Source organism: Betaproteobacteria bacterium, assembly GCA_016720925.1.
Lineage (GTDB): Bacteria > Pseudomonadota > Gammaproteobacteria > Burkholderiales > Usitatibacteraceae > UKL13-2.
On sequence record JADKJR010000029.1, the window covers coordinates 1 to 20,636 of the forward strand.

Genomic DNA, 20,636 nt, shown 5'->3' on the forward strand with positions numbered 1-20,636 from the left:
TTGATGTCCCTGAATGTGATGCTGGTGATCGCATCGAGGCGTTGACCCAACGTGCGCGCCTGGATGACCGCCCGCAGCCAGTTCGATAGCCCCTGCGTCAGGCCGATCTGCACCTGGCTCATCGCCTCCACGCCGCCGACCATCGCCAGCGGCGCGTGATTGGAGAGCATGCCGGCCGCTTCAAACACGCCAACCATCGAAGTTGAACACGCCTGCACAGTGGAGTAGGCCGGAATCGTGGCATCGAGCTTCGCGTCCATCAGCACTTCGCGGGCGATGTTGCTCCACCGCAGGCTGGGTATCACTGCTCCCCAAATCATCAGATCGGGTCTCGCAATATTCGCCATCGCCTGCGCGACCGGCACCGACATCTGGATGGCGTCAAAGTCTTTGAGCGGGCCGTCGACTTTGCAGAACGGCGTGCGCAGGCCGGGGACGAGATAGACGGGCGACGGGGTCATGGAATAGATCCGGTTGGAAGGGGGAAAAACATTCTACGCCGCGACTATTTCCGCACCGCGTAGTCAACCATCACGCCGCAAAACACTGCGAAGCCCAGCCAGTTGTTGTGCAGAAACGCTTTGAAGCACTGTTCGCGTTGGCGCTCGCGAATAAGCGTGTAGTGAAATAACGCGATGCCGCATGCGACGACCAAGCCGGTGAAATACGGCCACCCCAAGCCGACCGCATTGCCGATAGCAACGAGTATCGCCAGCATGGCAGCGTAGCAAGCCATGACGATGGCCACGTCATAGCGGCCAAACAGCAGCGCAGTGGTCTTGATGCCAATCTTGACGTCGTCGTCGCGATCCACCATTGCGTATTCAGTATCGTAGGCCAGTGTCCAGAAAATGTTGGCCAGCAGCATCCACCACGCCATTGCAGGCACGCTGCCGGTCTGCGCGGCGAAGGCCATCGGAATGCCGAAGCCGAAGGCGATGCCCAGATACGCCTGCGGCATGGCAAGAAAGCGTTTTGTGAACGGATAGCTGATGGCGAGGAACAGTGCGGCAAACGAAAGGTAAAGCGTGAGGCGGTTCAGGAACAACAACACCAGCAGGAACGCGATCAATGCGAGTATCGCGGCGACCGAAAGCGCCTCCTTCGTCGATATTTTCTTCGCCGCCAGCGGGCGCCCGGCGGTGCGCTTCACATGCGCATCGAAATCGCGATCCGCATAGTCATTGATCGCGCAGCCGGCGGAGCGCATCAGGACCGTGCCGAGCACAAACACGACGAGGACAATGACATCCGGGTGGCCCGCGGATGAAATCCACAGCGCCCACAGCGTCGGCCACAGCAACAGCAGGATGCCAATGGGCCGATTGAGACGGGTCAACGCGATGTAGTGCTTTAGACGTTCGGACATACGGCTATTTTCTCGCCGCGGCAAAGAACGCGTGCAATTTTGATGCGTCGAGCTTGCCATCGGTGCGTACGCCGCTGCACAAATCGAGGCCAAACGGCTGCACCTGATCGATAGCGTCTCGCACGTTGTCGGCCTTCAGCCCACCCGCCAAAAACAAGGGGCGACCACATTGCTCGCGAATTTTCCGGCTGATGGACCAGTCGTGCGTTCGCCCGGTGCCACCCAGTTCCTTCACCGCGAGCTTCTGGTTTCCGGAATCAAGCAGGATCGCATCGACCAGCGGCGCAATGGCGCGCGCCTCGTCGATCGATTCCGGCCCTGTCACATGAATCACCTGCACCAGCGCTATACCCGGCAACGCTCGTCGCAGCTTGATCAGCTCTCGTTCGGCAACGTGATCGACCAGTTGCAATGTGTTGGGGCGGCAACGATGATGCTGATCGAGGATCGCATCGGCATCGCGCCGCGATGTGAGAAAAAATGTGGCCACCGCGGGCGGCACCGTGCGGATGATCTCGGCGATTTGCGCTTCCTCTATCACGCCCGGCCCGCTGGGCATGGCGGAAACCAATCCGAGAGCCGACGCGCCACAGGACACGGCAAGCGCGGCTTCTTCGGCGGAACTGATGCAGCATATTTTGACGCGAGGAGTCATGGAGCTGATACTATCAAAGTCCAGCATGGGCGGGCTTGTCAGGCCATTTATGGCAGGAAAGGCGCGCTGGTGCTAGTGTTTGGCGGTTAACGTTGTCGAATTATTTCATCATCATGGCGAACGCCGGGATGATGAAATATGCAGGAGTTTACGGCCAGCCACCAAGAAATACTTCGGTCACCAGCAGCGGTCTCCCTTGCTTCAGAAACACGCTGCGACGTGCCCAGATCGATCGGGCGTGGGATGGCGCGACTTCCATTGCGCGTCGATATAGGGGATGCCGCGCATCGATCTTTCGATACTCCATCGGCAAGCGCGTCACACCCGTGTCATGAAACAGCATTTCGGCGAGCGGCCGGCTGCCGAGCCGCGATAGTCCGCGCCATGCGCCGGTGAGGTCGCGGCGGGCGACGATGCTATGTGCGAATACGAGCGGCGTATCGGCGTCGCGCAGCAACACCTCACGAACGATGGCACGTTCACGATCGCGCAGACCCAATTCGCGGCGCTCATCCACGTTTGGCAATTGCGCGCGCTGAATCAATCGCACCAGATTGAATCGATCGACATTGGCGATGAGACGTGTGGTCAGCGAACCACGGGAAGTCAGCCACGGATGGAGCTTGCCGAATTCAACGTCGCCATGCGAAGGCGGCATCGAGTGCCAGGCATCAGGTCGCAGTAACCGCAAGGTTCTCATTCAGATTCTCATGCTTTCAGATAGTACTGGCGCGAGCCGAGCCAGCGTGCGAGGTGTTTTTCGGCATTCTCCGGCGCGTGCTTCAGCATCCACGCCGCCGCATCACGCGCGGCTTCCAGCAGGTCAGTGTCGTGCTCGATATCGGCGAAGCGCAACAGCGGCGCGCCCGACTGGCGCGCGCCCAAGTGCTCGCCGGGACCCCGCAACTGCAAATCCTGGCGCGCGATCTCGAATCCGTCGGTGCTTTCATAAATCACTTTCAGCCGCGCACGGGCCAACTCGCCCAATGGATTCTGGTAGAGCAGGATACAGGTACTGTGCTTGGTACCGCGTCCGACGCGCCCGCGTAACTGGTGCATCTGCGCGAGCCCCATGCGCTCGGCGTGTTCGATCACCATCAGGCTCGCGTTGGCGACATCGACGCCGACTTCAATGACGGTGGTTGCGACCAGCAACTGAATCTCGTTGGTGAGGAATTTACTCATCACGTCCTGTTTTTCGGCGGGCTTCATGCGGCCGTGCACCAGCCCGACGCGTACATCGGGCAAGACGGCGGTCAGCGTCTCGAATGTCTCCATCGCCGTTTTCAGTTGCAGCGTTTCCGATTCCTCGATCAGCGGGCACACCCAATAGGCTTGCGCGCCTTCCTGGCAGGCGTCGCGGATACGCGCCAGCACGTCGTCGCGGCGCGATTCGCTCAATAGCTTGGTCTGAATCGGCGTGCGGCCGGGTGGCAATTCATCGATTACGGACACATCGAGATCCGCGAAATAGCTCATCGACAATGTGCGGGGGATCGGCGTGGCACTCATCATGAGTTGATGGGGTTCCTGTGCGGCGGCGGCGCCGTTCTTGCCGCCTTCGCCTTTCTCACGTAGAGCCAATCGCTGGCCGACGCCGAAGCGATGTTGTTCGTCAATGACCGTGAGCCCCAGTTTGGCAAAGGTCACTCCATCCTGAAACAGTGCGTGCGTGCCGATCGCCAGTTGCGTCTTGCCGCTGGCGATGTCTTCGATCGCTGCGCGCTTTTCCTTCGCCTTCAGGCTACCAGTGAGCCACGTGACGGTCACGCCGAGCGGCGCCAGCAACGCGGACAGTTTGCGAAAATGCTGCTCGGCCAGAATCTCGGTCGGCGCCATGATCACTGCCTGATAGCCGTTGTCGATCGCCTGGGCTGCCGCCAACGCCGACACGATGGTCTTGCCACTGCCGACATCGCCCTGCAGCAGGCGTTGCATCGGATGCGGGGCGGCGAGATCAGCGGCGATCTGGTTCCATGTGCGAACCTGCGCGTCCGTCAGTGCAAACGGCAGTGATTTCCGCAGTTCATCGGTGAGCTTGTTTTTTGTGATCAGGCGCGGCGCTGACTTGGCATCGCGCGCGGCGCGGGCTTTCTTCATCGCCAGTTGTTGCGCGAGCAGTTCGTCGAACTTGATACGGCGCCAAGCAGGATGCGTGCGCTCGGCCAAACTGGCCAGCGACGCGTTCGGTGGTGGACGATGCAGCGTCAGTACGCTGCGCGAGAAATCGTGCAAGGCTAACTTTGCCCGTATGGTTTCCGGCACCGCATCATCGAATTGGTGTTGCGATTCCAACGCCGCGAGCGCCCGTTCGATCAAGCGTCGCAATTGAATCTGTGAGAGCCCCGCCGTGGTGGAATACACTGGCGTCAACGCTTCCGGCACTGCCTCGTCTTCTGTGATCATGTGATAGCGCGGATGCACCATCTCCGCGCCAAAAAATCCCGGACGCACTTCACCGAACAATCGCACCCGCCTGCCCACCGCGAGTTGCTTGACCTGACTACCGTAGAAATTCAGGAAACGCAGATAGATGACTTCGTCGCCGTCCTTTGCTTGCACCACCAGCTGCCGGCGGGGACGATAGGTGATTTCGCTGTGGATGATCTCGGCTTCCATCTGGCACGGCACGCCGGGCAATGCATCGCGCACCCGGGTGATGTGAGTTTCGTCTTCGTAGCGGATGGGAAGATGCAGCGCAAAATCCCATTCAACCCGAAGGCCCAACTTGGCCAATCTTGACGAAAGTGAGCTGGCCGCTGCACGTTTTTCCGGTGCGGCATTGCCAGAGTGCTTTTTCGGGGATTTGGTGGCCAATGGCCTGGTTCAGGTAGGCAACGGGTATTGCCGCACTAGCTGGCGGCGGATGAGGAAGTCAATACCATCACCCCTTCGATTTCGATTTGCGCGCCGCGTGGCAGTGACGCGACACCGACAGCTGCCCGGGCGGGATATGGCTGACTGAGATAGGTCGCCATAATTTCATTTACCTTGGCAAAGTGGCCCAGGTCGATCAGGTATACGTTAACCTTGACGAGGTCGTTGAGCGATCCACCAGCGGCCTCGCACACCGCTTTCAGGTTATCGAACACGCGCTTGACCTGATTATCGAAATCATCGGACAACTGCATGGTGGCGGGGTCCAGCGGAATCTGGCCGGAGAGATAAACGGTATCGCCTACCTTGACGGCTTGTGAATAGGTGCCGATGGCGGCGGGCGCATGCGGAGTAGCGATGATCTGTTTCATTCGGTCTTCGGCTTGTTGTCTTTTGACGTTCCGGATTTTACACGCGTAATTCGCACGACTTCCGGCATGCTTCGCAGCCGCCGCAATACACTCGCCAGATGCACGCGATTTCGCACGTCGAGCGTGAACTGGATGACCACATATTTCTGCTCGGCGCTGGCGCTGGCATCACCCATGTGTACCTGCGTAATGTTCGATTCCGCCACCGCGATCTCCGCCGCCAGCTTGCCGAGCACACCGCGGCGATCGGTGACGGTGATGCGAATATCGACCTTGAACAGGCGATCAATATGCGGATCCCATTGCACGTCCACCCACTTTTCCGGATCATATTTGAAAGGATGAATCGCCAGGCAGTCGTGGGTATGAATGATGAGTCCCTGGCCGCCCTTGATCTGCGCGAGGATTGGGTCGCCGGGAATCGGCCGGCAACACTGGGCAAACTCCACGGCCATGTCCTCGGTGCCGCGAATGGTGATGGCGTCGCGCTGCCGATGCTCGGGTGAGACCAGGTCAGAGACTGCAAACAGCTTTCGGGCCGCAACGATCGCGAGGCGTTTTCCCAGTCCGATTTCCGACAGAACGCCTTCCTTGTTTTTGGCGCTATCGCCCTTCAGCAGCCGGCTCCAGTGAATCCTGCCGATATCGTTGGGATCAAAATTTAATGAGCGCACCGCCTGGATCAGCAGCAATTCGCCAAGCTCGACCGATTCCGATTGCTGCATGGTCTTCAGGTAGTGACGAATCTGCGAGCGGGCACGGCCAGTTGTGGCGTAGTTCAGCCAAGCAGGACTGGGGCGGCCGGTTTCGTCTGTGATGATTTCAACGCGGTCACCGTTTTTCAGGGCCGTTGATAGCGGGACACTCTCATCATCGATCCGCGCGGCCACGGCGCGGTTACCGATATCGGAGTGAATTGCATAGGCAAAATCAACCGCCGTCGAACCCCTGCGCAGCGCATGGATCTTGCCTCGCGGCGAAAATACATACACTTCATCGGGAAACAGATCCACCTTGATGTGCTCAAGAAACTCCAGCGCATTGCCGCTGCCGGATTGAATTTCGAGCAGTGATTGCAGCCACTGGTGGGTCTTTTGCTGCATGTCGGACAGTTGCCCATCCTCGGACTCAAGCGTCTTGTACATCCAGTGCGCGGCCACGCCGGCTTCGGCGATCTTGTGCATGTCGGCCGTGCGGATCTGCAGTTCCACCGGCGTGCCATACGGGCCGAACAACGTGGTGTGCAGCGATTGATAGCCGTTCGTTTTGGGCAGCGCGATGTAATCCTTGAACTTGCCGGGAAACGGCTTGTAAAGCGTGTGCAACGCCCCTAGCGCGAGGTAGCAGGCGCCAACATCTTTCGCGACGATACGAAAGCCGTAGATATCCAGCACTTCGGAAAACGAGATGCGCTTTTCCTGCATTTTTTTGTAGATCGACGACAGGTATTTTTCGCGGCCGGTCACCGTTGCCTCCACGCCAAACTCCTTGAGGCGGTTCGTAATGGCATCAAGTATTTTGCCGACCACTTCACGGCGATTGCCGCGCGCGCTTTTGACCGCCTTTTCGAGCACTGAAAAACGCCGCGGATGCAAATACTTGAAACCCAGGTCCTCGAATTCGTAATAGAGCCCGCTCAACCCCAGGCGATTTGCAATCGGCGAGTAAATTTCCAACGTCTCTTTCGCTACCCGTTCCTGCTTGGACGGATGCACGGCGCCGAGCGTGCGCATGTTATGCAGGCGGTCCGCCAGTTTGATGAGGATGACGCGCACATCGCGCGCCATGGCCAGCAGCATCTTGCGAAAGTTTTCTGCCTGCGCCTCTTCGAGCGTGGCGAACTGGAGCTTGTCCAGTTTGGAGACTCCATCGACCAGCTCGGCGACTGCCTTGCCGAACTTCTTGGATATGTCTGCCTTGGTGGTGGGCGTGTCTTCCACCACATCGTGCAGCAGTGCCGCGATCAGCGCCTGCGGATCGAGATGCCAGCGCGCCAGAATTTTCGCGACCGCCAACGGATGAGTGATATAGGGCTCGCCGGATTGCCGGAATTGCCCTTCGTGCGCAATGGTGGCCATTTCCCGCGCCGCCTCGACCTTTTCCAGGTCGGCAGGCTTGAGATAGGTGGAAATCAGTTCTCTTAGGGCGACCGCATGGTCGTCGACGTGATTGGCCTCAACCAGCAGCACCGCGACCGGTTTTGCATCCGGGGCGGTTGGGGCTATCTTGTTTGCAGGGTCATCGCTGCGCGCGGCATGCGCGCCGCGTATGCCGCGTTCAGGCGGATGCGAGCGACCGGATGAAGGGGTGAGATTCGCCATGACGACTCATCCTTCCATTGGCAGCCTGTAGCCCGAGGTTACATCTCGGCGGGCACGGGCGGCGCGGGTGGCAGCAGGATCTCGGTGCCAACTCGGCCGGCGGCGATTTCACGTAGCGCCGTCACGCAAGGCTTGTCCTTGCCCGCCTCAACATAAGGCGCCGAACCCAGCGCAAGCTGCCGGGCGCGGGCGGTTGCCACCAGCGTCAGTTCGAAACGGTTCGGTATGAATTTGATGCAATCGTCAACGGTAATGCGTGCCATCTGGTAACCCCGGTTTTTCGCGAGAAAACAAACCACGCCGCCTGACGTTCAGGTGGTGCGGTGTCTTCAGAAGTGTAGAAACGAACTGTGTACTGAACTAGCAAAGGAGCTGAGCGTGAAGCTTTAACTGCCGGGCAGCCGTCAAACGCAAGGCGCGAACGACCGACTGCAAATCCAGCAAAGCGATGCTAAAGTCTTCATTAATAATAACATAATCCGCTTCGTGAACGTGATTTAAGTCCTCACGCGCTTCCGCGAGGCGCCGTTCAATGACCTCTTTCGCGTCCTTGCCGCGCTTGACCAGACGCTGGCGCAACACCTCAATGGACGGTGGCAGGATGTAAATAAAGGTCATATCCGGGAATAAAGCTTTTACCGCGCGTGCGCCCTGCCAATCGATTTCCAGTACCACATCAGAACCTGAAGCGCGGGTTTTCTCGATCCAGCGCCGGGACGTCCCGTACCAGTTGCCGTAGACCTCGGCGTGCTCCAGAAAGTCGCCGCGCGCGACCATCGCCTGGAATTCTGCCGGACTGACAAAAAAATACTCGCGGCCCGACACCTCGCCCGGACGCGGCGGGCGCGTGGTGTAGGAAATCGACAGCCCAATGTCGGGTTCTCGCTCCAGCAAGGCATTCACGAGCGTGGACTTACCCGCGCCAGAAGGGGCAACGACAACGTAAAGGCAGCCGTTCATGGGCTATTCAATCCGCTACCTATTCAATATTCTGTATCTGCTCGCGCATCTGCTCAATCAGCACCTTGAGTTCGATCGACACGTTGGTCGCATCGGTCGAAACAGACTTTGAGCCCAGCGTATTTGATTCGCGATTCAGTTCCTGCATCAGGAAATCGAGGCGCTTGCCAACCGCGCCTCCCGCCTTCAGTACGCGCCGCACTTCCGAGACATGCGTGCTGAGCCGGTTCAATTCCTCCGCCACATCGATGCGCGAGGCAAACAGCACCACTTCCTGTTTGAGCCGTTCATCGCTGGCGCTGCCGGCCATGGCATCCACCAGTTTTTGCGCGAGCTTTTCCTGGTACGCCGCGACCAGACCGGGAATCAACGGCGTGACCTGCTTCACCAACTCTTCGATGCGGGTCAGGCGCTCATTGATGAGTACCGCCAGTTTCTCGCCTTCGCGTCCGCGCGTGGCATTGAGTTCCTCGATGGCTTTTTTCAGCAATGCCAGTAACGCATCCTTGGCCGCATCGGTTCCCAGCGCTTCGGCTGACATCACGCCAGGCGCATGCATGATTTCCCACACGGATAGCGGTGTCGCATCAACCTTCGCCAGAATCTGCTTCTGGGTTTCGGCCAGCACCATCAGCGCCTCCTGGTTTGGAGCGAACGACTCGCGCGTCGCGACCGGCGCGAAAGTGATGCGGCAATCGACCTTGCCGCGCGTGAGGGCCGCCGCAACCAGTTCGCGCATTTGCGGCTCATGGCCGCGCAAATCTTCCGGCATGCGGGTCTGGAACTCCAGATAGCGGTGATTGACCGATTTCAATTCCAGCGCGAAACGTCCGCCGGGCACTTCGCCGCTCACGGCGGCAAATCCGGTCATGCTTTTGATCATAGGGGCCGCTGGATAGGTTGATTGATAAATTTAAACCGGCCGACGCTGCCGATTCAGGGAGCTTCCGGCACAATGGAGGACCGGCACCCTGCCTTTACAAGGCTTGGACAAGACCGGACAATTATAACGTAGCGATTCTGCGTCCCGGCGCGCAAAGGTTCCAATCCGTTCCACCAAACCATGTCGACGCAATCCAACCAGCCGTTACCCGACGGCTATCAACTCAACAACTACACCATCGAAAAGCTGCTGTCCTCGGGCGGGTTTTCGATCGTGTATCTGGCAAAGGATGAAAACGGTACGCCGGTCGCGATCAAGGAATACCTGCCCGCCGCGCTGGTGATCCGCGCGGACGGCGCGGAGGTCAAAATCAATTCCGACGAAAATCTGGCGGTGTTCCGGCACGGCCTGAAGTGTTTTTTTGAAGAGGGCCGCGCGCTGGCGACAATTTCACACCCTAACGTTGTGGGGGTGGAGAATTTCTTCCGCGCCAACGAAACTGTTTATATGGTCATGCAATATGTGCGCGGTCGCACGCTGCAATTCCACGTGCAACGGCATCGCCACGAATTCACTGGAGAGCTTCATCCGTCGCATGTTTACGCATTTGCTGAATGGCCTGCGTGAAGTGCACGCCAAGAAATTGTTGCACCTCGATATCAAACCCGCAAACATCTACATCACGATGGAAGGCAAACCTGTGTTGCTGGATTTCGGCGCGGCCCGGCAGGCGCTCACCTCGGATGCGCCCAAGTTGCGCCCGATGTATACCGCCGGCTACGCGGCGCCCGAGCAGTATCGCAATCTAGATCAACTTGGTCCGTGGTCTGACATCTACGCCGTAGGCGCCACTATGTACACCTGCGTCACCGGCATACACCCGCAGCCAACCAATGAACGAGAAAAAGACGACCAGATGATTCCCGTGCGTGAATTGGCGCGGCACGGTTATTCGGAAGACATGTATGACATCATCGACCGGTGTCTGAAACTGGATCATCTGGCGCGCCCTCAAACCGCCTTCGAATTGCAGAAAGCACTGATGAAGGACGTGAAAGAGGATGCCGATGCGGTACAGATGGATGAAACGGTCCATAGCCTTGCCGGCCGCCTGAAGAAAACGCTGAACAGGAAGATTTTCTGACGGATATGAAATGTTCGGCAAGAATGGCAAGGTACCAGTTTCTTGAAATCATGAAGCCGGATAAATTCGTGCGCATTCGCGGCGTTCGCCATCTATCGCCGGCCCGGGATGGAGCGTTTGCCGGTGGGGGAATTCGATAATGCGATTCACCATCTTCCAGGACAGTGTCATCGGCGGCCGCAAGGTCAATCAGGACCGGCTTGCGTATTCGTATTCAAAGGACGTGCTGCTGATGGTCATTGCCGATGGCATGGGCGGTCACGCACGCGGCGAGATCGCCGCGGAAATTGCCGTCAACACCATGACCGACCGCTTTCAACAGGAGGCGCGGACCACGCTGCGGAGACCGAAAGAATTTCTCGAGTCCGCCATTCATTCCGCCCACCGCGCCATCGTCGCCTTTGCCGATCAGCACGACATGCTGGAGTGCCCGCGCACCACGGTCGTCGCCTGCATCGTGCAAAATGGCAAGGCCTGCTGGGCCCACTCCGGCGATTCGCGCCTGTATCTGATTCGCGATGGCAAGCTCGAGCTAAGCACGACCGATCATTCCCGGGTGCAACAATTGATCGAGTCCGGCGTCATCACACTCGCGCAGGCGGCCGTGCATCCGGATCGCAACAAGATCTACAACTGCGTGGGCGGTGTATTGCCGCCACTTGTGACCCACTCCGCGGAATGTACGCTCAAGGTCGGCGACACCATTCTTCTTTCCACCGACGGCTTCTGGGCGCAGCTCAGCGCCGACTTCATCGCCGCCAAGCTGGCACGGGAAAGCCTGCTGGACCTCGTACCAAAATTGATGGAAGAAGCTGAACGCAAAGCCGGCGCCGAGTCCGACAACATTTCGGTTATCGGTCTCACCTGGGAACATCAGGAAGACGAGGAGCCTCCCGCCACCGTCACGGTCACCGAGCCGATGCAGGGTTTCACCACCTCGGCCTTGAATACCACGCAGCACCTTTCGTCAGTAAAGGACGAAATCTCCGACGCCGACATACAGAAGGCGATCGACGAGATCCAGAACGCGATCAAGAAGGTTTCGAAGTAATCACGCCAGCGTAAAAGCCTGTTCCTGTCCGGCAGCGCCAGCGAATTGCAGGCGGTGCCAGGCCATTCCTGTGGCACAACCAGAATCGGAAAATCATGCCCCGCACCAATAATCGCGCCGCCAATCAACTCCGCACCCTCGCTATCACCCGCCACTTCACGAAGCATGCCGAAGGCTCGGTGCTGATCGCGATGGGCGATACCAAGGTGCTATGTACCGCCAGCATCGAAGAGCGCGTGCCCCCGCATAAAAAAGGTAGCGGCGAAGGTTGGGTGACGGCTGAATACGGCATGCTGCCGCGCTCCACGCATACCCGCTCGGATCGTGAAGCCGCACGCGGCAAACAAAGCGGCCGCACCCAGGAAATCCAGCGCCTCATCGGCCGCTCGTTGCGTTGCGTGATCGACCTGAAAAAGCTCGGTGAGCGCCAGATCACCATCGACTGCGACGTGCTGCAAGCTGATGGCGGGACGCGCTGCGCGTCGATCACTGGTGCTTATGTCGCGTTGCATGACGCGGTGAGTGTGCTGCTGGCGAAGGGCTTGATCAAGGAGAGCCCAATCATCGACTCGATCGCGGCCGTATCAGTCGGGATTGGCGCGGACGGGGCGATCCTGGATCTCGACTATATCGAGGACTCTTCCTGCGAGACCGACATGAATGTGGTGATGACGGGAGCGGGGAAATTTGTGGAGATTCAGGGAACGGCGGAAGGGGTGCCATTTTCTCGGGAGGACATGGATTTGCTGGTGGCGTTGGCGGGAAAGGGGGTTGGGGAGTTGATTGGGGAGCAGAGGAGGGCGTTGGGTTTAGGTTAAAAGCGGTGTAGAGGTTAGGCTTCCAAGGATCGTTCTACTTCCAATTTTTGCCCTGAGTTTGGTCGCTGCACTTTTTGCGCTCGTAGTGTTGGCCTGGGACAGCCTTGGACTACTATCCGCTCCAGAAATCACCGCGTATTGCAAAGTAGATGGTTTTGTTGAGAGGGCCTACGAAACTCTTCCGGCATGCCAAGAATCGCTAAAGTCGGATATCGCTCAGCGTGGGCATGTTTGTGCGTGCAAGCGCACAGACGGAATATTCTGGCCCGTCAGCAAGATCATTCAATGGGTCATGTGACACACCAAGGTAGACGAGTTTAGATTTTCTCGGCGGCTGTCATACCAGGCGACCCCTTACTTCCCGTCGTAGCATAGAGAAGGGCGGTGGTCTTTTACGAAACTTGGATTCCCGTCTGCACGGGAATGACGGCACAATGGATACGCCAAACTCCAGCACTGGCGGGCCCTCCAGACAGAAATGCCGCCAAACACCTGACCAGTGCTTGTGTTCCATGTCAACGCATCAGGAATTCGACAACGAATACTTCCCCATAAACCCACGATCAATCCGATCCTTCCACCGCCATACCCACTTCCCTTCCCACGCGAAACTCCCCCACGATCCAATCGCATATCGATCCCCGGTACTGATCAGATAGAGTGAGCGTTCCTGCGGCACATATTTCTTCAGCCTCTCACCCATCAAACACCGCCGCAAATTTTCCGCGAGCGGTGGCCCCGCCCGCACCGCATAAACACCCGACTTCGGCCGGGCGTGATTCAGCATCGTCGCGCAATCGCCGGCGGCGAAGACGCCGGGATGGGAAAGGGACTGCAGGTGCTCATCGACGAGAATGAATCCGGCCTCATCGGTCCGGAGGCCGGAGGCACGCGGCCACTCGGCTGCCGAGGCGCCTGTGGAGACAATGATGTGATTGGCCTCGATGCTTTCTCCCGTTTGCAAGTGCACACGTTCCGACTCGATGTGGTCAGCGATCTTGCCGTTGAGCACGCAAAAGCCGCGGCTGACAAGCATGCGCGAAAGGCGCACGCCGACACTGCCGGGCAGGGTATTGGCCGCGGAGATGAGCGTGAAAGTCACATTGAATGCGCGAAACGCCTGCTGCATCGACAATGCCAGTTCGATACCCGCCGCACCGGCGCCGACAAAAGTGATTGCAGTTGGTTTTCCTTCGTAATGGCGTGCCATCACGTCGTGCTCGATCAAGGCAAAAGCGTCGATGAACGATTCGATCGGTCGTACCGGTACTGCGTACTTGCCTGCGCCGGGAATGACCGCCGTGTTGGCCATCGGCCCGGTATCGATCGACAACACATCGAAGGGAACTTCCGCACCATTGATGCAATGCACCACGCGCCGCTGCAAGTCGATATGCGTGCCTGCGGTGTTGAGAAAATTCGCTTGCGCGGCGCGGCACAGCGGCGCCAGGGGAATCACGCACTGGTCGATCGTATAGTGTCCTGCCACCCACCCGGGCAGCATGCCTGAATACACTTGGCGTGCGTACGGTGAAATCAGCGTCAGTTCGACGTCCGTAAAGTGCGCGTCACCGAGCGCTTTCAGAACATGCACGTGGGCGTGGCCGCCGCCGAGCAATACGAGTTTTTTCATTTGCGATTGATCCGGCAAAGACAATGGATGGGCGAGCGAATCATCGCGTCTTGCCGACAAAGCTGACGTCACCGAACCAGGTCGTGACATGGTCGTCGGTGTTATCGGAGTCGTTGCCAATCGCCACCCCCGTCACCGCTGGGGGCTCGAACCCAAAGGCTTCACGAAAATCAGCCGCCACATCGCGCGATTCGGCCATCCATTGGCCTACGCGCGCCGGTCCGCTTTGCAGGACGATTTTGCGCACGCGATTGGTATACGGGCTCCATGCCGTGTGGCCGATCCGGTGCTGGTTGTCCCACACGTAACACAAGGCCGCGGTGGGCACATCTGCGCCAGCCACCATGCGTGCGATCCTGATTTTGCTCCGATCCATGAATGGCAGCGATTCCAATGGCACATCGAAAAATACGTATACCCGCGCCGCGAAGTCATCCCCCAGCTTGTGGTCCATGTCCGCTTTCTCGAGCATGCGGTCGATCTTCCAGCGCCATTGCAACGTCGTGTCATTGCTTGAAGCCCCACCCGGCACCCCTGACAAGGTAAGGGGAATACCCACGCTGCCGGCACTGTTGTCGGAATCGACGCGCAGCACGGTCTTGCCCTCGTCCGCCACCAGCGAAAATTTGTTGTGGGCAATTTTCGGCAAGGTAATGATGCGCAATTCCTTCGGCAGCGCCTGTCCCGGCTTCAGTGACGAAAATAGCGGCGGCGCATCGGCGCCCAACGCGAACATCGGAAGCAGGCACAGCCACAACAGGTGCAAGCGGATCTTCATGTCGGCCAGAAGAATTCCAGTGCCGGCTTCAGGGTCCGGAGGCGCGGCAAATCATCCGGGCGATCCACATCCCAGAGCGTCTCCATCTCGTGCCACGAGAGCCCGCAGGCCTGCAGCTGCCGGCGCTGCTGTTCCAGTACGTTGAGCGTGCCCCAATCGACTCCATCGAACATGGCGCCCGCAACGCGACGCGCGCCGATGAGCACGTAGCCCCCATCCTCCGCCGGCGTGAGCACCACATCATGGTCAGCCAGCGCCCGTGCGGCCGCGGCAACGTGCCTGCCGGTCAACGCCGGACAATCGGCGCCGATGATGATCGCCGCATCGTGCGATTGCAGCGCCCGCGTGAGCGTTCCCAGCATGCGTTCGCCCAGATTCCCCTGGCCCTGCGCAGCCAGCGTCACTCCAAAATCTTCCGCGCAGGTCTGAAAAAAACTGTGTGTCGTATCCGGCGCACAACACAATTCACCGTGGACGAGGCCGCTATCCTGCGCAATCGTCAACGCACGTTCGACCAGCGCGGCGTGCAGCAGTGCCGCGGCTTCAACATCAAGCGCAGGCGACAGACGGGTCTTTACCTCGCCCGGAACCGGTGCCTTGGCATAAACAATGATGCAGCACTTATTTTCCATGGTAGGCGCGGTGAATTTCGGCGGGGGAGGCACCCATCCAGTATCGCAGACGCAGCCACCACATCAGCAGAATCGTTCGCCCGACGCCCTGCTTTTCCCAGCGCCGGCCGGAGGTGACTACTTTTTCGCGCAGGCACGCCGGTGAATCAATTTTCTTCAGGCGTTTGCAGATTTCAATATCCTCCATCAACGGTTGGTCGGGGAAACCGCCAATTCGTTCAAAAGCGGCGCGCGTCATGAAAATGCCCTGGTCACCGGTGGCAATGCCGGTGAGACGCGAGCGCAGATTCATGAACCAGGCGATGACCGGCAGCAGGGGATGCGACCCGGCAATCGCGACATCGAAGCGGCCCCAGGTCGGTTTCCGCACATCGAGCGCCTCGAGAATCCGCCGATCCGCCGCCTCAGGCAGCCTTGAATCCGCATGCAGAAACAATAGCGCGTCGCCCGATGCCACTGCGGCGCCGGCGTTCATTTGGCGAGCGCGGCCTTTTGCGCTGTCGACAATGCAATCGACGAACGGTGCGGCAATTTGCCTCGTCGCATCGACGCTGCCACCGTCAGCCAGAATGACTTCGGCGCCACGTGAACGCATGACTTGCAAGGGCGCAAGCGTCGCAAGAATACTGGCGGCCTCATTGAGGGCGGGGATGACGACGGAAAGCTGCATGACATCATTGTATCGAGGCGCCCGGCATGGGTGATGTGCATAAAACCCTAGCACGGGCGGGCTCTACGGGGCATAAAGGCCCTGCAAGGCGCGCCCGTGCTGGGGTTTCGCAAATCTATACTGCTTGCCTGCCTAATTCGCCCCGTTCAAATTCCAGTCGTAGTCCAGAGTCGAAATCGGCACTTTGCCGTCGGCAATCTTCTGCTGATCCGCCGGCGAATCGGCCAGTTGTTTGGCATAGCGGGCAAAGTAATCTTCGCGCGATTTGATCGCCGGCGTTTTGCCGTCGAAGCCGGTGTAGCCGCTCGCCCAGTCTTCCTTGAACCAATCAAAGATCTTCGATACGTCGAGCTTGCCATTCGCGTATCGATTGCGCGAACGATCCGACAGGAAACGCACCGCCTGCTCTTCCAGTTGCTTGTCGAGGCGGTCTGCCACGAAGGCCTCTTCGCGGAGCGGCGGGCAACCGATCGACGCACAATTCACCGCATAGTGCACGCGTACTTCGTTGTAGGCACCGGGCTTGCGCAGGATCTCGTGCTCAATTTTGTCGAGAAACGCATCCTGCCCCAGCAGCTTGAAAAATTTTCGTTTCCAGCGATTGTCGAATACGCCGCCAATGTCCTTGATCGACTTCACCGGATAGTTCTGCAGGATCAATTCCAGCGTGAAGCCGTTATAAGCGTTGATGAGCAAGGCCATCTGTTGCGGCTTGGTCCAGATATTGAATTCGGCTTCGGTGACTTTCGACAGCGAATCGAGATAGGTCTTTAGCTGTGGCTGGTCTTTCTTCAGTTCGGCGTATCTCACTTTTGACACCTTGCCGCCGTCGATCACCACCACGTGCTTTTTCAGCAACAAATTGAATGCAGCGTGCGAGTGATCAAAGGATTGAGCGGAGGAGATTGAGGCGAAAAGCATTGCCGCTAACGCAAGTGCGAGATTCTTCATAATGAGTCTGTCTCCAGATCTGTTGCGTCACTAAGGATGCAGCGCTTCCTTCGGATACGCCGGCGTATTGTCCGGCGAAACAACGAGCGAGATGGCCTTGCCGAGCACGCTGCCAAAGCTGCCCTCGCCTCGCGTCCAGTCATTGAGCGCCTTCGCTACGGCGAGCTTGCCCACGGTTGCCGTCGAGCGCTTGTACACGCCTGCTGCGTACTTGTTGGCCTCACCCATCGTCGGATAGGTGTGAATCGTGCCAAGAATGCCTTCCAGCCCAAAGCCGTGCTTCATCGCCGCCACGAATTCCACCAGCAGGTCACCCGCGTGCTCACCGACGATGGTGGCCCCAAGAATCTTGTCGGAGCCTTTCGGCGTGATGACCTTCACGAAGCCGTGCGCTTCGCCGTCGGCAATGGCGCGGTCAAGATCGTCAATGCCGTAGACGTGCACGTCGTGCGCGATGTTTCTTTCCTTCGCTTCCTGTTCATTGATGCCGACGCGCGCGACTTCCGGATCGGTAAACGTGGCCCAAGGCACCACCGAGTAATCGACCTTGAATTTCTTGAACTTGCCGAACAGGGCGTTGACCGAGGCGAACCACGCCATGTGCGCGGCAGTATGGGTGAACTGGTATGGACCCGCCACGTCGCCGCAAGCGAAGATGTTGGGGTAAATCGTCTCCAGGTAGTCGTTCACCTCGACGACCTTTTGCGCGGGAATGCCCAACTCTTCCAGCCCGTAGCCTTTGGTGTTGGCGATGCGGCCAACCGCGCAGAGAATCTCGTCGAAGGCGATGCGTTTGTCGGCACCCTCATGTTCAACGACCAGGAATTTCTCGCCGTTTTCGACCACGACCTGCTTGGCTTTGTGGTTCACGAGCACGCTCACACCTTCGGCCTCGAACTTGGCTTTGACCATTGCCGAGACTTCAACGTCCTCGCGGATCATGATGCGCGGCGCCATTTCAATTTGCGTGACTTGCGAGCCGAAGCGGGCGAAACACTGCGTGAGTTCCGAACCGATCGGCCCACCGCCCAGCACGACCAGGCGCTTCGGCAATTTGCGGATATTCCAGATGTTGTCTGAGGTCAGCGGATTGGCCTCGGCCAGCCCGGGAATCGGCGGCAGAAAGGGGCGCGCACCGGCGGCGATGACAATGTTCTTCGTCGTGAGCTTTTGCGTGCCGCCGTCTTCGCGACTGATTTCCACTTCCCACGGCGAGAGGATTTTGGCCGTGCCTTTCACGCAATCCACGCCGAGGCTGGAATAACGGGCGACGGAATCGTGCGGCTCAATGTCGGCAATGATCTTTTGCACCCGCTCCATCACGTCGGCGAAATCCCACTGCGCGCTCGCTGACGCGATGCCGAACTCCTTGGCACGCGAAATATGATTGAGAAGTTTCGCGGAGCGGATCAGCGCCTTTGACGGGACGCAGCCGGTATTCAGGCAATCGCCGCCCATCTGGTGTCTCTCAACCAGCGTCACCTTGGCCTTGACCGCCGCCGCGATGTAGCTGGTGACGAGGCCCGCCGAGCCGCCGCCGATCACGACCACATTGCGATCGAAATGTGTTGGCTTCGGCCACTTCGCGTAGATCTTGCGCGCCTTGATGCCGTCGATGATTTTCTTGGCGATGAGCGGAAAAATGCCCAGCAGCACAAATGCGCCAATCAGGCCTGGTGAAAGAATACCTTTCAGCGACGTGATCTTGGCGAGTTCGGTGCCGGCATTCACGTAAACAATGGTGCCGAGCAACATTCCAATCTGCGAGACCCAGTAAAAGGTCCAGGTCTTCATGGTGGTGAGGCCCATGACGAGATTGATCAGGAAGAACGGGAATGCGGGCACCAGCCGCAGCGTAAACAAATAGAAACCGCCCTCCCTCGCCACGCCATCGTTGATTGGCTTCATTTTGTCGGCGAACTTGCGCTGCACGGAGTCGCGCAGTACAAAACGCGACACCAGAAACGCGAGCGTGGCGCCGATGCTGGAGGCGAACGACACAATGATGGTGCCGGCGAGCAGGCCGAATATTGCGCCCGCGGCGAGTGTCAGCACCGTGGCGCCGGGCAGCGAGACGGCAATCGCCGTGATGTAGATGGCGAGAAAGGCGGCAATGGTCTCAAACCGATGCGTCTGGTAATACGCATCGATCGCCGCCTGCTGGCTCTTGAAATAGTCAAGGCTGAAATATCTGCCAAGATCGAAAACGAAAAACGCCGCGATCAGCGCGACGACGATCAGGACGACAATTATTTTGCTTTTCTTCATGTTGCTCCCTGGGGATTAACCAATACGCGTCCCGGCACTATCTGGATGCGCGCTTGCGTTTGGGGCTGTTGGTGGCGGCGATGGGATTGCGGGCCTTCATTTCGCTACCGCTATTGAGAAATTCCGCGCGCAGGTCAACGGTCTGGCGCACACCGACATCGTCATAGTGCTGGTCAAGCCATTGTTTGGCGGCCTCGCGTCCGCGATCGCGCAAGGCGGTCAAAAATCCCCACTCGGTGCAAAGCTTGCTCGCCGACGACAAGTCGGCCAGCACGTTGTCCGCCCGCAACGAGTGGATCAGCACGTATTTCATCTGATCACGATATTCGTCTTTCAGCCAGCCTTCGTCGAGCAATTTCTGGACAAAGGCGATGGCACGAAACTCCTTGATGAGCGACGAATTGAAGCTGATCTCGTTCACCCGGTCGTCGATTTCATGTGGCGTCGTCGGTGTGCTGTCGCGCACGATCGGGTTGATATGCACGATCAGCACGTCCCGCGTATCGGTTTCGTAAAACAGCGGGAACAGCGCGGGGTTGCCCATGTATCCGCCGTCCCAATAACTGTGACCGTCAATCTCGACCGCCTGATAAAGAAACGGCAGGCAGGCCGACGCCATCACCGCGTCCGCCGTGATTTCCTTCGTGCCGAATATTCTGACGTTACCGGTCTGCACGTTGGTGGCGGAGAGAAAGAGCTTGGTTTTCGTGCACGTGTTCAGCTCCGCAAAATCCACCTGTTCATTCAGGAGATCGCGCAGCGGATTGAAATTCGACGGATTGAGCTGATAAGGGGAAAAGGTATTGGTCATGGCTTTGAATATCTGGAACAACACGCCGTTGTCGTTGTTCCAGTCCCCCATGTGTCGCTCCCACGGCCATGCCCTTACGACAGAATACTTTTGGCCCGCCACGGAGACAGCTTTCCAGAAATTTTCCAGCGCGGTGCGCGCGCCGGGCCCGTCACCGATATGCAATCCATAGGCGAGAACGACCGCATTCATGGATCCTGCGCTGGTGCCGGAAATGCCATCAAAAATCAGGCGCCCGTCCTCCAGCAGGTAATCCAGCACGCCCCAGGCAAACGCACCGTGCGCGCCGCCGCCTTGCAGGGCGAGGTTGATGGTCTTGGTTGTGGCGGTGGCGGCGGCGGGCTTGCGTGCGCGGGGGGCAGGTGATTTGCGGGGCATGCCAGCGTCCTGATGGGAAAATGAGTGAGTTCGAACGGTATACCCGGCGAGTGACAACGGCAAGCG

19 protein-coding genes and 1 pseudogene are annotated in these 20,636 nt (G+C 58.6%); 3 read left to right on the forward strand and 17 right to left on the reverse strand.

Translation table 11 applies throughout. From position 1 onward, the window contains the following. From IPP88_22240 to IPP88_22285, 10 genes are all read right to left on the reverse strand, one after another. A partial coding sequence (locus IPP88_22240) for an acetyl-CoA C-acyltransferase (GenBank protein ID MBL0125276.1) occupies positions 1-461 on the reverse strand: 461 nt, incomplete at its 3' end. 44 nt (positions 462-505) lie between these two features. Beyond that, positions 506-1,369 carry a 4-hydroxybenzoate octaprenyltransferase gene (gene ubiA / locus IPP88_22245; protein MBL0125277.1) on the reverse strand — a complete coding sequence of 288 codons (864 nt, stop codon included), beginning with the start codon at positions 1,367-1,369 and terminating at the stop codon, positions 506-508. Positions 1,370-1,373: 4 nt separating this feature from the next. Next, a complete protein-coding gene (locus tag IPP88_22250) occupies positions 1,374-2,024 on the reverse strand; it encodes a phosphoribosylanthranilate isomerase (GenBank protein ID MBL0125278.1) in 651 nt (216 codons plus the stop codon). 148 nt (positions 2,025-2,172) lie between these two features. Continuing rightward, positions 2,173-2,724 carry a chorismate lyase gene (locus IPP88_22255; GenBank protein ID MBL0125279.1) on the reverse strand — a complete coding sequence of 184 codons (552 nt, stop codon included), beginning with the start codon at positions 2,722-2,724 and terminating at the stop codon, positions 2,173-2,175. An 8-nt stretch (positions 2,725-2,732) separates the two neighbouring features. Next, positions 2,733-4,841, reverse strand: a complete 2,109-nt coding sequence (gene recG, locus IPP88_22260) for an ATP-dependent DNA helicase RecG (protein ID MBL0125280.1) — start codon at positions 4,839-4,841, stop codon at positions 2,733-2,735. Between the two features lie 35 nt (positions 4,842-4,876). Continuing rightward, the gene (locus tag IPP88_22265) at positions 4,877-5,272 is read right to left on the reverse strand and encodes a RidA family protein (protein ID MBL0125281.1); all 396 of its coding nucleotides are present in this window, start codon (positions 5,270-5,272) and stop codon (positions 4,877-4,879) included. Continuing rightward, complete coding sequence (locus IPP88_22270) at positions 5,269-7,350, reverse strand: bifunctional (p)ppGpp synthetase/guanosine-3',5'-bis(diphosphate) 3'-pyrophosphohydrolase (protein MBL0125282.1); 2,082 nt, start codon at positions 7,348-7,350, stop codon at positions 5,269-5,271. Before IPP88_22270 ends, IPP88_22265 begins: the two co-directional genes overlap by 4 nt. A 281-nt stretch (positions 7,351-7,631) precedes the next feature. Continuing rightward, positions 7,632-7,856, reverse strand: a complete 225-nt coding sequence (locus tag IPP88_22275) for a DNA-directed RNA polymerase subunit omega (GenBank protein ID MBL0125283.1) — start codon at positions 7,854-7,856, stop codon at positions 7,632-7,634. A 97-nt stretch (positions 7,857-7,953) separates the two neighbouring features. Then, positions 7,954-8,553, reverse strand: a complete 600-nt coding sequence (gmk, locus tag IPP88_22280) for a guanylate kinase (protein ID MBL0125284.1) — start codon at positions 8,551-8,553, stop codon at positions 7,954-7,956. A gap of 19 nt (positions 8,554-8,572) precedes the next feature. Continuing rightward, entirely contained in the window at positions 8,573-9,436 is an 864-nt protein-coding gene (locus IPP88_22285; GenBank protein ID MBL0125285.1) for a YicC family protein, read from the reverse strand. 180 nt (positions 9,437-9,616) lie between these two features. On the opposite strand from IPP88_22285, the pseudogene IPP88_22290 reads away from it, so the two are divergent. From IPP88_22290 to rph, 3 genes and pseudogenes are all read left to right on the forward strand, one after another. Then, positions 9,617-10,580 (forward strand): annotated as a pseudogene (locus tag IPP88_22290) (serine/threonine protein kinase). A gap of 139 nt (positions 10,581-10,719) precedes the next feature. After that, on the forward strand, positions 10,720-11,631 hold the full coding sequence (locus tag IPP88_22295) for a serine/threonine-protein phosphatase (protein ID MBL0125286.1): 912 nt from the start codon (positions 10,720-10,722) through the stop codon (positions 11,629-11,631). 95 nt (positions 11,632-11,726) lie between these two features. After that, positions 11,727-12,449, forward strand: a complete 723-nt coding sequence (gene rph, locus IPP88_22300; GenBank protein MBL0125287.1) for a ribonuclease PH — start codon at positions 11,727-11,729, stop codon at positions 12,447-12,449. A 523-nt stretch (positions 12,450-12,972) separates the two neighbouring features. On the opposite strand, the gene IPP88_22305 is transcribed toward rph, so the two are convergent. The 7 genes from IPP88_22305 to IPP88_22335 form a co-directional block, all read right to left on the reverse strand. Continuing rightward, the gene (locus IPP88_22305) at positions 12,973-14,082 is read right to left on the reverse strand and encodes an FAD-dependent oxidoreductase (protein MBL0125288.1); all 1,110 of its coding nucleotides are present in this window, start codon (positions 14,080-14,082) and stop codon (positions 12,973-12,975) included. A 40-nt stretch (positions 14,083-14,122) separates the two neighbouring features. Further along, positions 14,123-14,860, reverse strand: a complete 738-nt coding sequence (locus tag IPP88_22310; GenBank protein MBL0125289.1) for a DUF3047 domain-containing protein — start codon at positions 14,858-14,860, stop codon at positions 14,123-14,125. Next, positions 14,857-15,492, reverse strand: coding sequence for a TIGR04282 family arsenosugar biosynthesis glycosyltransferase (locus IPP88_22315; GenBank protein MBL0125290.1), 636 nt, complete (start codon positions 15,490-15,492; stop codon positions 14,857-14,859). The genes IPP88_22310 and IPP88_22315 overlap by 4 nt, the downstream gene beginning before the upstream one ends. Then, positions 15,482-16,162 (reverse strand): TIGR04283 family arsenosugar biosynthesis glycosyltransferase, encoded by a 681-nt coding sequence (locus IPP88_22320; protein ID MBL0125291.1) that lies wholly within the window; start codon positions 16,160-16,162, stop codon positions 15,482-15,484. Before IPP88_22320 ends, IPP88_22315 begins: the two co-directional genes overlap by 11 nt. Before the next feature lie 132 nt (positions 16,163-16,294). Continuing rightward, complete coding sequence (locus IPP88_22325) at positions 16,295-17,113, reverse strand: DUF547 domain-containing protein (protein MBL0125292.1); 819 nt, start codon at positions 17,111-17,113, stop codon at positions 16,295-16,297. A 30-nt stretch (positions 17,114-17,143) separates the two neighbouring features. Then, entirely contained in the window at positions 17,144-19,381 is a 2,238-nt protein-coding gene (locus IPP88_22330; GenBank protein ID MBL0125293.1) for an FAD-dependent oxidoreductase, read from the reverse strand. Between the two features lie 37 nt (positions 19,382-19,418). Beyond that, on the reverse strand, positions 19,419-20,570 hold the full coding sequence (locus IPP88_22335) for a patatin-like phospholipase family protein (protein MBL0125294.1): 1,152 nt from the start codon (positions 20,568-20,570) through the stop codon (positions 19,419-19,421). Positions 20,571-20,636 lie beyond the last annotated feature (66 nt).